Below are 13,888 nucleotides of genomic sequence, written 5' to 3' on the forward strand. Positions count from 1 at the left end.
AAGTTGGGTCTGTGGAATCATCCTCAAGTCCCCCGGGTATGGCCTGCGTGAAGGCAACCCGGTCTATCTGGCCAGTTGAATGTCCGAGCAAGTATTAACCGATTGTTTCTTCGATAGTTTCGACCTGCATCCCAGCCTGCTGGCGGGCTTGCACGAGTCCGGCTTCACGCGTTGCACGCCGATCCAGGCGCTGACCTTGCCGGTCGCCCTGGCCGGGCGCGACGTCGCCGGCCAGGCCCAGACCGGCACCGGCAAGACCGGCGCCTTCCTCGTCGCGGCCATGCAGCGCCTGTTGACACTGCCGGCGTTGAGCGAGCGCAAGGAAGCCGATCCGCGCTGCCTGATCCTCGCTCCTACGCGCGAGCTGGCCATCCAGATCGACAAGGATTTCCGCAACCTCGGCCGCGCCACCGGGCTGAAATCGGCCCTGATCTACGGCGGCGTCGACTACGACAAGCAGCGCGAACAGCTGCGCGGCGGCGTCGACATCATCATCGCCACGCCGGGCCGGCTGATCGACTACTTCAAGCAGCATGTCTTCAGCCTGCGCGCCGTCGACGTGATGGTCATCGACGAAGCCGACCGCATGTTCGACCTGGGCTTCATCAAGGACGTGCGCTTCCTCATGCGCAAGCTGCCGCCACGCGACAAGCGCCTGGGGCTGCTGTTCTCCGCCACCTTGAGCTACCGCGTGCTCGAGCTGGCCTACGAACACATGAACAACCCGGAAAAGCTCTCCGCCGAGACCGAGTCGGTGACCGCGTCGCGCGTGCGCCAGAGCGTGTATTTCCCGGCGACCGAAGAAAAGATGCCGCTGCTGCTGAACCTGATGGCTTCCGCCGACGTGCAGCGCAGCATCGTATTCGTCAATACCAAGGTGGCTGCCGAGCGCGTCACCACGCGGCTGGAGCGCAACGGATTCCGCGTCGGCGCGCTGTCCGGCGACGTGCCGCAGAAGAAGCGGCAGAAACTGCTGGAGCGTTTCCAGCGCGGCGAAGTCGACGTGCTGGTGGCGACCGACGTGGCCGCGCGCGGCCTGCATATTCCAGCCGTCAGCCATGTCTTCAACTACGACCTGCCGCACGATCCGGAAGACTACGTGCACCGCATCGGCCGCACCGCGCGCCTGGGTGCCGAAGGCGATGCGGTGAGCTTCGCCTGCGATCTGTACGCCATGGGCCTGCCGGATATCGAGCGCTTCATCCAGCAGAAGATTCCCGTCGCCACGGTGACGCGCGAACTGCTGGTGCCGCCGCCGCGGCGCGAGCGCGCCGTGCACGAGGCCGATGCGCAGAACGCCATCGACGATGCCAGCGACGCGGCCGAAAGCTCGGCGATCGAAGTCGCGCAGGCCGACAAGCCCAAGCGCCGGCGCCGCCGTTCCGGTGGTGGCGGAGGAGGCGGTGGTGGTGGCGGTGGTGGTGGTGGCGGTGGTGGCGGTGGCGGTGGACGCGGCAGAAGCAGCGGCAAACCGGCGCCGGCGGCACCGGACGGTTCCTGAGGCAACAGCGACTAGGGCAGGGGGAAGGGCAATGGCGGCGATGGCCATGCGGCAACTGAGCAGCAGCGAGGTCGAGCGGGTTTCCCTGCTCGGCGGCATGCTGCTCTGCGGCCTGCTGCTGCTGACCTGCCTGTGGCTGGCGGTGAAGCTGGTCTGGCTTTCCCTGCCGGGCAGCAGCAGCGTGGAACTCGCGCCGCTGCCGGCCACCGCGTCGGCGGAGGCGGGCAAGGCGCATGCGGCAGTCAGCGTGTCGAAATGGCATCTGTTCGGCAATCCCGGCCTGACCACGGCGCAGCTCGCCCGCAGTGCGCCGGCCACGCAGCTGCAACTGCAGTTGCGCGGCACCCTGGCCGAGGCCGATCCGCGCGCCGGCCTGGCGGTGATCTCCGATCCGGTTTCCGGCGAACGTGCCTATCGCGTCGGCGACGGCCTGCCCGGCGGCGCCACGCTCGACGGTGTCTATCCCGACCGCGTCGTGCTGCTGCACGAGGGGGCGCAGGAGACCCTGGGCCTGCCTTACGACCAGCCGTCCGGCGGCAGTGCCGCTCCGGCAACGGCTGCCACGGCGCCAGCGGGCGGCGTCAATGTGCTCAATCCCGGCGCGCAGCATGCGTCCAGTTCGGCGCCGTCGCCACAGCAGATTCCCACGCCGGTGTTCGTGCCGCCGCAGATGGCCCAGGGCGCAGTGGATTTTTCCAAGATTCAACAACAGCTGGGCGTGGCCGATCCGGCCGACCTGATGCGTCAGGTCAGCGCAATGCCGGTGATGGAAAACGGCCGCATGACCGGCGTGCGCCTGTCCGGCGGGCCGAATGCGGCGCTGATCGGGCAGCTCGGCCTGCAGCCATCCGATATCGTCACTTCGATCAACAACGTGCCGCTGGATTCGATGGCACGGGCGACCCAGGTCGTCGATACGCTCAAGAACGCCAATCGCGTCACCGTGACGGTGATGCGCGATGGCAAGCCCGTCACTCTGAACGTGAACGTCAAATGATGCGCAATCCCACTGCCAAACTGCGCGCCTGTCTGCTGACCACGGTATTGATGCTCGCCAGCGCAGCTACGCTGGCCCAGCCGCCGCAGTCGGCGGCGGGCAATCCGCCGGGTACGCATACGCTGAACCTCAAGGATGCAGACATCCAGGCGCTGATCGCGACGGTATCGGAAATCACCGGACGCAATTTCATCGTCGGCCCGAATGTGCAGGGCAAGGTCAGCGTGATCTCGGCGCGGCCGATGCAGCCTGATGAAATCTACGATGTATTCCTCTCGGTGCTGCGCGTGCATGGCTATGCGGCGGTGTCCGCCGGCAGCATGATCAAGATCGTGCCCGAGGCCATGGCCCAGGCCGAAGGTGGCAACAGCGTAGCCACGGCCGAATCCGGCGATGCCATCGTCACCCAGATCGTGCCCTTGCGCCATGTGGCCGCCGCCGAACTGGTACCCATCCTGCGTCCGCTGCTGCCCCAGGGCGCGCAGCTGATCGCGCACCAGACCAGCAACTCGCTGGTGATCTCCGACCGCGCCAGCAACGTGCAGCGCGTCGCCGGTATCATCACGCGCATCGACACGGTGTCCGATGCCGAAGTGGAAGTGTTGCCTTTGCAGCACGCCAATGCGTCGGAGATGGCGCGTACCCTGACCATCCTCGCCGACGACAAGGCCACCCAGGCGTCCGGCGAAGTACCGCGCATCCTTGCCGACGAACGCACCAATTCCATCCTGATCGCCGGCGCCAAGAGCGGCCGCCTGCGCATGCGCACCCTGGTCACCCACCTCGACACGCCGCTGTCCAGCGGCGGCGGCACCAACGTGGTCTATCTGCGCTACGCCAAGGCCAAGGAGCTGGTGCCCATCCTGACCGGTGTGGCCGCCACGCTGAACAACGAAGTCAGTTCCAGCGGCGCGGCTGTCGTCACGCCGGGTGCTGCCGCGGGCAGCAGTGCCGCGGCCAGCGGCGGCAGCGCGACGATCCAGGCGCACGAGGAAACCAATGCGCTGATCATCAGCGCCTCGCCGGCGGTATTCCGTTCCCTCGAAGGCGTGATCCGCCAGCTCGACGTGCGCCGCGCGCAGGTGCTGATCGAGGCCATCATTGCCGAAGTCGCCGACGAGACCGCGAGCGAGATCGGCGTGCAATGGCAGGCACCGGTGAACGGGCTGGACGACAACACCTTCATCGGCGGCACCAATTTCAACGGTCCTGGCGGCACCGGCAGCATCGTCTCCACCGCGCAGAACCCGCTGGCGCTCGGCGCCGGCCTGTCGCTGGGCTATATCACCGGCACCACCAAGGTGCCCGGCGTCGGCGACATCCTCAATCTCGGCTTCCTGCTGCGCATGCTCAAGGGCGACGGCAAGTCCAACGTGCTGTCCACGCCGTCGGTACTGACCCTGGACAATACCGAGGCCACCATCAAGGTCGCCCAGGAAGTGCCGTTCAAGACCGGCCAGTACACCAACGCCTCGGGCACCGGCGGCACCGGCAGCCAGCCGCTGAATCCGTTCCAGACCATCGAGCGCAAGGACGTAGGCATCACCCTGAAAGTGACGCCGCACATCAACGAAGGTGATTCGGTACGCCTGGACCTGCATCAGGAAGTATCGTCGCTGGCGCCGAGCGTCGACGGCGCGGTCGACCTGGTCACCAACAAGCGCGAGCTGTCGACCAGCGTGCTGGTTGCCGACGACGCCACCCTGGTGCTTGGCGGCCTGAGCGACCAGAACGCCAGCGACAGCAACCAGAAGGTGCCCGGCCTGGGCAGCATTCCGGTACTGGGCAACCTGTTCCGCTACCGCAGCAACAAGGTGAGCAAGCGCGACCTGATGATCTTCCTGCACCCGAAGATCCTGCGCGACGCGGCCACCGAGCAGGCCGTATCCAGCGAAAAGTATAATTATATTCGTACCGAACAATTGCAGATGCGCGGCAACCACGAGGCATTGACCCCGCAGGCGCGCCAGCCGGTGGTGAAGGAAATGCACGATTTCATGTCCGACCCGAACGGCCCGGCCATGCCGGCGGCAGCACCCCGGCCTGCGGCCAAGGGTGGCGCAGCGCCGAAAAAGCCGGCCGCCCGGGGCGACAAGTGAGTGAAGGCAGTACGCCGCCAATGCAGGGCAGCGAAGGCACAGGCAATTCCAGGACGGCGCGGCCGGCGCGGCCGAATTTCGGCTTCGCCCGGCGTAATGGCGCGACCCTCGTCGCCTGGCACGACGACCACGCCGAAGTAGCCTGCCGCGAAGGCGTCAAACCCGAAGTGCTGGCCGAATTGCGCCGCTACCTGGGCGCGCCGCTGAAGCTGACGCGCCACAGCGCGGCCGATTTCGAACAGTTGCTGCGCCGCCTGTACGAACAGGGCGACGACGCCCGCGGCGTGGTGTCGGACATGGACGAGTCCATGGACCTGCGCTCGATCGCCGACGACCTGCCCGAGCCGGAAGACCTGCTCGAAAGCGACGACGACGCGCCCATCATCCGCCTGATCAATGCGCTGCTGACGGAAGCCGTCAAGGAAGGCGCCTCGGATATCCATATCGAGCCGTACGAGAACCGCCTGGTCGTGCGTTTCCGTATCGACGGCGTGCTGCGCGAAATCCTCTCGCCGCAGAAAGCCGTGGCGAATGCGGTGGTCAGCCGCATCAAGGTCATGGCCAAGCTCGACATCGCCGAGAAACGCCTGCCGCAGGACGGCCGCATCGGCCTGAAGATCGCCGGGCGCCCGGTCGATGTGCGCGTCTCGACCATTCCCGCCGGCCACGGCGAGCGCGTGGTGCTGCGCCTGCTGGACAAGCAGGCCGGACGGCTGGACCTGATCCAGCTGGGCATGGCCGCTGACGACCGTTCGCGCCTGGAAAACATCATTGCGCGGCCGCACGGCATCTTCCTCGTCACCGGGCCTACCGGTTCGGGCAAGACCACCACGCTGTACGCGGCCCTGCTCAAGCTTAACGACGCCAGCCGCAACATCATGACCGTGGAAGACCCGATCGAGTACTACATCGACGGCGTCGGCCAGACCCAGGTCAATACCAAGGTGGAAATGACCTTCGCCCGCGGCCTGCGCGCGATCCTGCGCCAGGATCCGGACGTCGTCATGGTTGGCGAAATCCGCGACCTGGAAACCGCGCAGATCGCGGTGCAGGCATCGCTGACGGGACATCTGGTCTTGTCCACTTTGCATACCAATTCCGCCGTCGGCGCGGTGACGCGCCTGCGCGACATGGGCGTAGAGCCGTTCCTGCTGTCGTCGTCGCTGATCGGTGTACTGGCGCAGCGTTTGGTGCGTGTACTCGATCCGGCCACGCGCGAAGCCTATGCGGCCACGCCGCGGGAGCTGTCGGCCTTCGGCCAGCCCATCGACCTGCAGGCCACGCTGTACCGGCCCGTCGAGGGACTGGTCGGCCGGGCGTCGGGCTATCGGGGCCGTACCGGCATCTACGAACTGATCGGCGTGGACGAGAATTTCCGCCGGCAGATCCACGAAGGCGCCTCGGAAGCCGACATGGAACGCTACGCGCGCACGCGCTGCGCGGCGATGCCGGCCGATGGCTGGGCCAAGTGCCTGTCGGGCATGACCTCGGTGGACGAGGTGTTGCGGGTTACGCGGGAAGATTGAGCGGCGCTTTCGGCGAAGCGCGGCGTCGGTGGATTTGTTGACTCGGCTCAATCTTGCTGCAAAGTATATTTCGGCATCTGCCCCCTCACCCCAGCCCTCTCCCCAAGCGGAGCTTGGAGGAGAGGGAGCCATGCTTTGGCCCACTCCCATCGCCTGCGATGGAGGAGTGGGCCAGGAGAGGGCGCGCAGCCTTTGCAAACTTCAGCATCCGGTTTTCGCCGCCACTGCCGAGGGATTCAAACCTCGCGGTACTACATCGCGGCGACCATACCGTTAACACGCTCCCCGCGCGCCAATCCGCCTCGTTTGCTGCACCGCAGCCTGGCTATGATCGGCCGGATATCGGGAGCCTCGCATGAGCCAGCAAGCATCCACCGCCGTATCGTCTGACGGGTTTCAGCGTTCCTTGTCTTTGCTCGACGGCACCATGCTGGTAGCCGGCTCCATGATCGGCTCGGGCATCTTCATCGTCAGCGCCGATATTGCGCGCACGGTCGGTTCGGCCGGCTATCTGGTGCTGGTCTGGCTGATCTCCGGCCTCATGACCGTGATCGGTGCGCTGAGCTATGCGGAATTGTCCGCCATGTATCCAAAGGCCGGCGGGCAATATGTATACCTGCGCGAGGCCTGGGGCAGGCTGCCGGCCTTCCTGTATGGCTGGTCGTTTTTCGCGGTGATCCAGACCGGCTCCATTGCCGCCGTCGGCGTGGCCTTCGCCAAGTTCGCCGCCTATCTGTTTCCGGCGCTGGGTGAGCAGAACCTGCTGCTGGACCTGGGCCTGCTGCGCCTCAACGCCGCACAGCTGGTGTCCATAGCCGTGGTGCTGCTACTGACCCTGGTCAACAGCCGTGGTGTGAACTATGGCAAATGGATACAGACCGGCTTCACCCTGGCCAAGATCGCCGCCGTCGTCGCGCTGGTCGTGTTCGGCCTGCTGCTCGGCGCCAAGGCCGAGATCTGGAATGCGAACTGGGCCGAGGCCTGGCAGCGGCCGCCGAGCGGCGCCGGCGGCTTCGCGCTGGCCCTGCTGCCGGCGATCGCCGTATCCATGGTCGGTGCGCTGTTCTCTTCCGATTCCTGGCACAGCGCCGCGTCGGTTGCCGGCGAGATGCACAATCCGCGGCGCAATGTGGGCCTGAGCCTGCTGCTTGGTACCGTCATCGTCTGCAGTCTCTACGTCGTGGCCAACCTGATGTACCTCGCCGTGCTGCCGCTGCAGGGCATTGCCCAGGCCGAGGCCGACCGTGTCGGCGTAGCCGCCGCGCAGGCGGCATTCGGGCCCTTGGGCACGACGATGATTGCGGTGCTGATCATGGTGTCCACGTTCGGCTGCGTGAACGGTCTGATCATGGCCGGCGCGCGCGTCTACTACAGCATGGCCGGCGACGGCCTGTTCTTCCGCCGCGCCGCCACGCTGAATGCGCAGGCCGTACCCGGCTGGGCGCTGTGGCTGCAGGCGCTGTGGGCCTGCGTGCTGTGCCTGTCGGGGCGCTACGGCGACCTGCTCGATTACGTCATCCTGGCGACGCTGATCTTCTACGTGCTGACCATCGCCGGGCTGTTCCGCCTGCGCCGCACGCGGCCGCAGGCAGAACGGCCTTACCGCGCGTTCGGCTATCCCTGGCTGCCGGCGCTGTATCTGCTGCTGGCCAGCGGCGTCGGTATCGGCCTGCTGATCTGGAAGCCGGCCTATACCTGGCCTGGCCTGGCCATCGTGCTGCTGGGGGTGCCGGTGTTCTATGCGATCCGCCGCCGCCAATAGCCTGTACGGATGTGGCCCAGGTATCCAGCGCCGGCAAACCTACGGCACCCCCGCCGCTCTGCGCGAGTGGTTATGATCGGCCGGATTCCTGGGAGGGAACCATGAGCCTCATTCAACAGATCACGCGGCACAAGAGCATCGAGCAATTGCAGAGCGAGGCGGGCGCACGGGGCGAATTCCGCCGCGTGCTGGGCCTGTGGCAGCTCACGGCGATCGGCCTCGGCGGCATCATCGGCGTCGGCATCTTCGTGCTGGCCGGACAGCAGGCCGCAGCGAACGCCGGCCCGGCGGTGGCGCTGGCCTTCATCATCGCCGGCATCGCCAGTGCCGCCGCCGCGCTGTGCTACGCGGAATTCGCCGGCATGATTCCTGTCACCGGCAGCGCCTATACCTACGGCTATGCGGTGCTCGGCGAAGGCGTGGCCTGGCTGATCGGCTGGGATCTACTGCTGGAATACGCGCTGATCGTCGCGGCGGTGTCCAGCGGCTGGGCCGGTTACCTGCAGAACCTGCTCGGACACGTGGGCATCCATCTGCCGGTCTGGGCGCAGGGCGCCATGGGCACGGGCGAAGGCCGCGTGTTCAACGTGATTGCTGCCCTGGTCGCGATGGGCGTGGCGGTACTGCTGACCATGCGCACGGAAACCGGTGCGCGGCTCAATACCATCGTCGTCGCGGTCAAGGTCGTCGGCGTGGCGCTGGTCATCGGCGTCGGCGCGTTCTACATCAACACGGCCAACTGGTTTCCGTTCATTCCGCCGGAGGTGGTCGGTGCCAACGGCGAAAAGCAGTTCGGCTTCCAGGGCGTGGTCGCTGCCGCGTCGGTGGTGTTCTTTGCGGTATTCGGCTACGACACGCTGACCACGGCAGCGGAAGAATCGAAGAATCCCCAGCGCGATCTGCCACGCGCGATCCTGTTGTCGCTGGGCGTGTCGATGGTGCTGTACCTGACCATCTCCCTGGTCATTACCGGCGTCGCCCACTACAGCACGCTCAACAACGATGCGCCGGTGGCGAATGCGTTCCAGTCGCTGGGCCTGACCTGGATCAGCGCGGCGATTTCCGCGGTCGCCGTGGCGAGCATCATCAGCGTGGTGTTTGCCTTCATGCTGGCGGCGGCGCGCATCTGGTTCTCGCTGGCCCGCGACGGCTTGTTGCCGCAATGGTTTGCCAAGGTGCATCCGCGCTACGGCACGCCGTACCGGCCGACGCTGATCCTCGGCCTGCTCACTGGCCTCGCTGCCGGCGCCATGCCGATCGGCGATCTGGCCAAGCTGGTGAATATCGGCGTGCTCTGCGCATTCATCGTGATCTGCGGATCGATCATCGTGCTGCGCCGCACGCGGCCCGAGGTCAAGCGCGCCTTCCGCACGCCGCTGGTGCCGCTGGTGCCGATCGTCGGCATCGTGTTCTCGATCTGGCTGCTGACCGGCCTGCCCTGGATCACCTGGGAACGCTTCCTGATGTGGATGGCGCTGGGCCTGGTGGTGTATTTCGGCTACGGCATCCGTCACAGCGTGCTGGCAAAGCGCGGCTAGGCGATGCCCTTCATCCGCGCCGCGGCCGTCCCGGCCAGGCGCGGATTTCGCGCAGGTCTTTCAGCGCCCGCTGCCACAGCTGGTCGAAGCCTTCGGCCAGCTGTGCCGCCAGCCCCGCGTCGTGCACCAGCAGCGAGGCGAAGCGGCCTTCGCCGATGAAGGGATGGTCCAGCGCCAGTATCACCAGGTCGTCGTCGACGACATGGAAGGGATGCCCCATCTCGCCGCAGTAGCGCACGCCGCTGAGGTTGCGCGTAGAGCTGGCGAAATCGCGCAGAAACGCCAGCAGCTGCGGCGCATTGCGGTCGTCGAAGCCGAAGATCACGCGATGCTCAACGCCGGAGCGTTCGCGCTGGCGCGCTATGGTTTTCAGCACATCGAAACCGTCGTCGTCGCGCAGGCGGCGCATCGCCGCCAGATCGCCGGATTCCAGATACGACAGCACGCGCTGGCGCGCGCCGGCCAGCCGGCTGACATGGCGCTTGATATGGCTGTCGGCGCCGATGGCCAGGTCGACCCGTGCTTCGTTGCTTTTCAGTTTGCGCGGCAATTTCTCGAAGGCAGCGCGCAGCGATTGCGAGGCCTGGGCGAACTGATCGGCGCGTTCGCGCGCAATGGCGTTGAGGCGGTCGATCAGCGGCTCCGGCGGCAGCGCCGCAAACAGCTGTGGACGCGAACGGCGTACCTCGACCAGGCCGAGCTGCGCCAGTTTCTCCATCGCGGCGTAGATCTTCGAACTCGGAATATCGCCGTCGCGGCATAGCGTGGCCGCGTCGCTGACACCATGCACGGCCAGTGTGACCAGGGCGCGCTTCTCGTAGCTGCCGAAGCCGGCTTCGTCGAGCAGACCGAACTCGGCCCAGGCTACGCGCATTTCTACTCCAGAAAGTAGCTGAATCGGCGCAAGTGTCTGTCGATACTGGTTTCCCCGCAAGCCAACGGAGAAACAGCATGAGTGACAAACCCGCATCCGCCGCCGTCATCCCCCTGCGTTTCGTCGAGTCGGTCGACACGATGCGCGAGTTCTATCTGCAGCAGCTGGGCTTCGATCACCTGATGGGCATGGTCGGCAAGGACGGCCAGCTCGACTTCGCCATCGTGCAGCGCGCCGGCGCCATGCTGATGCTGTCGCGGCCGCAGGATGCGGCCGGCACGCTGACCGGCCACATGGAACTTTTCATCGAAGTGGACGATGTGGACGCCTACCACGAGCAGCTGAGCAAGACTGGCCTGGCCATCGTGCAGCCGCCACAGACGCAGTGGTGGGGCGACCGCAATTTCTCCGTGGTCGATCCGGCGGGACACACCTTGTGGTTCTGGAAGACCGTGGCCGAGATGCAGCCGCCGCCGGGTGTGACCATGATCTGAGCCAGCCACACGCTCGCAGCCGTCCCGGCCATCCTGCGGCGGCGGCTGCGCCATCGCCGCCGTCGCAGGGCGCGACCAAGGCACGCTACCCCCGCTATGGGATTCCGTAGACAATCGGCCTTCGTCCCGACGGAATCCCCTAGTGCCGGCATTCGCCTATCAAGCCCTCGACGCCAGCGGCAAGACTCAGCGCGGCGTGTTGCAGGGCGATACCGCGCGCGCCGTGCGCCAGAGCCTGCGCGAGCGCGGCCTGAATCCGCTGGATGTGACGCCGGTGGACGAAAAGCAACAAAGCTCGCCGCTGGGCCGGCGCGGCCTGTCGGCGGCCCAGCTGTCGCTGTTCACGCGCCAGCTCGCCACCCTGCTGTCGGCCGGCCTGCCCATCGACGAAGCGCTGGCTGCGTTGGCCGAGCAGGGCGAAGACGAGCGCTCGCGCAGCCTCACCGCCGCGCTGCGTTCGCGTGTGATGGAAGGTGCCTCGCTGGCCGGCGCCTTTGCCGACTATCCGGAAAGCTTTCCCGAGATCTACCGTGCCTCGGTCGCCGCGGGCGAACAGTCGGGCCGCCTCGGCACGGTGCTGGAGCGCCTGGCCGACTACGCCGAATCGCGCGATGCGCTGCGCCAGAAACTGCTCGCGGCCTTGGCCTATCCCTTGCTGCTGACCCTGGTGGCCACGGCCGTGGTGACGGGGTTGCTGATCTATGTGGTACCGCAGATCGTCGGCGTGTTCGCCAGCATGAAGCAGGAACTGCCGCTGCCGACGACGCTGCTGCTGGCGCTGTCGGCGTTGCTGAAGCGCTGGGGCATTTTTCTGGCGATCGGTCTGATGGCGGCCATCGTCGCCGCGCGCCTCGCCCTGCGCCGCGACAGCGTGCGCATGGTCTGGCATCGCTGGCTGCTGCGCCTGCCCCTGGTCGGCAAGCTGACGCGCGCATCGAACACCGCACGTGCCGCGCGCACACTGGCCTTGCTCAGCGCCAGCGCGGTGCCGCTGCTGGATGCGCTGGCCATCTCGGCCCAGGTCGTGCCCAACCTGCCCATGCGCGATGCGCTGCGCCGCGCCGCGCACAAGGTGCGCGAAGGCGGCGCGTTCTCGCGTGCGCTGGCCGACAGCGGCTATTTCCCGCCGGTGGCGGTGCGCCTGATCGCCAGCGGCGAACGCTCGGGCCAGCTCGAACGCATGCTCCACGAAGCCGCCAACCACCAGGCGCGCGAACTGGACCGCTGGCTGACCGTGCTGACCGCGGTGCTTGGCCCGGCGGTGATTCTGCTGGTCGGCGGCATGGTGCTGTTCATCGTGCTGGCGATCCTGCTGCCGATCTTCAACATGAACCAGATGGTGAAGTGATGCCGGGCGCCGCCGCATGATCCGATTCGACCAGGTGACCAAGCGCTATGCCTCCGGGCATGAAGCCGTACACGATCTGTCGTTCGAGCTGGCGGCCGGCGAAATGGCCTTTATCACCGGCCATTCGGGCGCGGGCAAAAGCACCATGCTCAAGCTGATCGGCCTGATCGAGCGGCCGACCCGCGGCCACGTCACGGTCAACGGGCAGAACCTGCACGGCCTGCGCCGCGGCCGCATTCCCGAACTGCGCCGCGGCATCGGCATGGTGTTCCAGGATCACCGCCTGCTGATGGACCGCAGCGTCTACGACAACGTCGCCCTGCCACTGATCATCGCCGGCCAGTCGCGCGAGGAAATCGCCAGGCGCGTGCGTGCGGCGCTGGACAAGGTCGGCCTGCTGGAACGCGAGCGGGCGGAACCGGTCACCTTGTCCACCGGCGAACAGCAGCGCGTCGGCATTGCGCGTGCCATCGTGGCCAAGCCGTCGGTGCTGATCGCCGATGAGCCGACCGGCAACCTCGACCCGCAGCTGTCGGCGGAAATCATGCAGCTGTTCGCCGATTTCCAGCAGGTCGGTACTACCGTGCTGGTGGCCAGCCACGATCTGCCCCTGGTCAAGCGCATGGGCAAGCGCGTGCTGGTGCTCAATCAAGGGCGCCTGCTGGACGACTGGCGGCCGGGGGGCGGCTGATGTTCGCGAAGAAACCGACCGGTAACCGGCTCAAAGTACAAGCATCGCCACCGCGCGCGGCCGAGCGCGCTACGCCGCGTACGCGGCTGGGTTTTTCCAGCTGGCGTGACCAGCACCTGTACAGCCTGTTCTCCAGCCTGGGCCGCCTGCTGGCCAAGCCCTGGGCCACCGCACTGACTGCGCTGGTGATGGGCCTGGCACTGGCCTTGCCGCTGCTGTTCCTGATCCTGCTCGACAATGCCCGCGGCCTGAGCGGCGGCTGGCAGGACGCGCGCGAGATCACCGTCTTCCTCAAGCCCGACGCGCCGGTCGATGCGGCGCGGCAGCTGGCCGAGGCCTTGCGCAAGCGCAGCGACGTGGCTGCAGTCAAGCAGATCACGCCGGAGCAGGGCCTGGAGGAGTTCCGCCAGATGTCGGGCTTTGCCGATGCGCTGGCCGTGCTGCAGTTCAATCCCTTGCCGCAGGTACTGGTGGTTACGCCGCAGGAGCTGCGCGGCAGCGACGATCCGGCTGTGCTGGCCGAGCTGCGCCAGCAGCCGAGCGTCGATCTGGTGCAGTACGACGCGGCCTGGCGCCGGCGCCTGGGGGCCATCCTGGGCCTGTCGCAGCGCAGCGTGCTGGTGCTGGCCGGCCTGCTCGCCATGGCTACCTTGCTGGTGGTCGGCAATACCGTGCGCATGGACATCCAGTCCCGCGCCGAAGAGATCGCCGTGATGCAGCTGATTGGCGCCAGTCCGGGTTTCGTGCGCCGGCCGTTTCTGTATACCGGCATCTGGTATGGCCTGTTCAGCGGCGCCTTTGCCCTGATCGTGGTGTTCGGCGTGCAGTGGGCGCTGAGCCATCCGGTCAACCAGCTGCTGGAAAGCTATGATCACCGGTTCGCCTTGCGTGGGCTGGAGCCGCTGGCGGCCCTGGCCGTGCCTGTGCTGAGTGCCGTTTTGGGCTGGCTTGGCGCTATGCTTGCAACCGCCCGGCATCTGGCCGAAGCCCATCCCGACTGAGTCGCGGCGGGCGGCAGGCCGGTTCATCCACCGCGCAGTACTCGACGGAAGTTCCTC

The 13,888-nt window shown here is 66.8% G+C and carries 10 protein-coding genes and 1 pseudogene; 10 read left to right on the top strand and 1 reads right to left on the bottom strand.

Going from position 1 to position 13,888, the window contains the following annotated elements:
- Nucleotides 1-79 precede the first annotated feature (79 nt).
- The 6 genes and pseudogenes from rhlB to DFR29_RS23765 all read left to right on the top strand — a co-directional run.
- A pseudogene (rhlB, locus tag DFR29_RS30180) lies at nt 80-1,480 on the top strand (ATP-dependent RNA helicase RhlB); the annotation flags it as partial.
- A gap of 67 nt (nt 1,481-1,547) precedes the next feature.
- Entirely contained in the window at nt 1,548-2,498 is a 951-nt protein-coding gene (gspC, locus tag DFR29_RS30185; protein ID WP_166654297.1) for a type II secretion system protein GspC, read from the top strand.
- A complete protein-coding gene (gene gspD / locus DFR29_RS23750) occupies nt 2,495-4,597 on the top strand; it encodes a type II secretion system secretin GspD (RefSeq protein WP_133821132.1) in 2,103 nt (700 codons plus the stop codon). Before gspC ends, gspD begins: the two co-directional genes overlap by 4 nt.
- A 20-nt stretch (nt 4,598-4,617) precedes the next feature.
- The gene (gene gspE, locus DFR29_RS23755) at nt 4,618-6,123 is read left to right on the top strand and encodes a type II secretion system ATPase GspE (protein ID WP_133821211.1); all 1,506 of its coding nucleotides are present in this window, start codon (nt 4,618-4,620) and stop codon (nt 6,121-6,123) included.
- A 355-nt stretch (nt 6,124-6,478) separates the two neighbouring features.
- The gene (locus tag DFR29_RS23760) at nt 6,479-7,885 is read left to right on the top strand and encodes an APC family permease (RefSeq protein WP_133821133.1); all 1,407 of its coding nucleotides are present in this window, start codon (nt 6,479-6,481) and stop codon (nt 7,883-7,885) included.
- Between the two features lie 101 nt (nt 7,886-7,986).
- Nucleotides 7,987-9,423: an amino acid permease gene (locus DFR29_RS23765; RefSeq protein ID WP_133821134.1), complete on the top strand. Its 1,437-nt coding sequence runs from the start codon at nt 7,987-7,989 to the stop codon at nt 9,421-9,423.
- A 10-nt stretch (nt 9,424-9,433) separates the two neighbouring features.
- Here DFR29_RS23765 and DFR29_RS23770 read toward each other — a convergent pair whose 3' ends face one another.
- Complete coding sequence (locus DFR29_RS23770; protein ID WP_166654298.1) at nt 9,434-10,297, bottom strand: TrmB family transcriptional regulator; 864 nt, start codon at nt 10,295-10,297, stop codon at nt 9,434-9,436.
- Nucleotides 10,298-10,374: 77 nt separating this feature from the next.
- Here DFR29_RS23770 and DFR29_RS23775 point away from each other — a divergent pair, with 77 nt between their 5' ends.
- From DFR29_RS23775 to ftsX, 4 genes are all read left to right on the top strand, one after another.
- The gene (locus DFR29_RS23775; RefSeq protein WP_133821136.1) at nt 10,375-10,791 is read left to right on the top strand and encodes a VOC family protein; all 417 of its coding nucleotides are present in this window, start codon (nt 10,375-10,377) and stop codon (nt 10,789-10,791) included.
- A 142-nt stretch (nt 10,792-10,933) separates the two neighbouring features.
- Nucleotides 10,934-12,139, top strand: a complete 1,206-nt coding sequence (gene gspF, locus DFR29_RS23780; RefSeq protein WP_133821137.1) for a type II secretion system inner membrane protein GspF — start codon at nt 10,934-10,936, stop codon at nt 12,137-12,139.
- A gap of 16 nt (nt 12,140-12,155) precedes the next feature.
- On the top strand, nt 12,156-12,830 hold the full coding sequence (gene ftsE, locus DFR29_RS23785; protein WP_133821138.1) for a cell division ATP-binding protein FtsE: 675 nt from the start codon (nt 12,156-12,158) through the stop codon (nt 12,828-12,830).
- Nucleotides 12,830-13,831, top strand: a complete 1,002-nt coding sequence (gene ftsX, locus DFR29_RS23790; RefSeq protein ID WP_133821139.1) for a permease-like cell division protein FtsX — start codon at nt 12,830-12,832, stop codon at nt 13,829-13,831. The genes ftsE and ftsX overlap by 1 nt, the downstream gene beginning before the upstream one ends.
- The last annotated feature ends 57 nt before the right edge of the window (nt 13,832-13,888 follow it).

This window comes from Tahibacter aquaticus (assembly GCF_004363655.1).
Lineage (GTDB): Bacteria > Pseudomonadota > Gammaproteobacteria > Xanthomonadales > Rhodanobacteraceae > Tahibacter > Tahibacter aquaticus.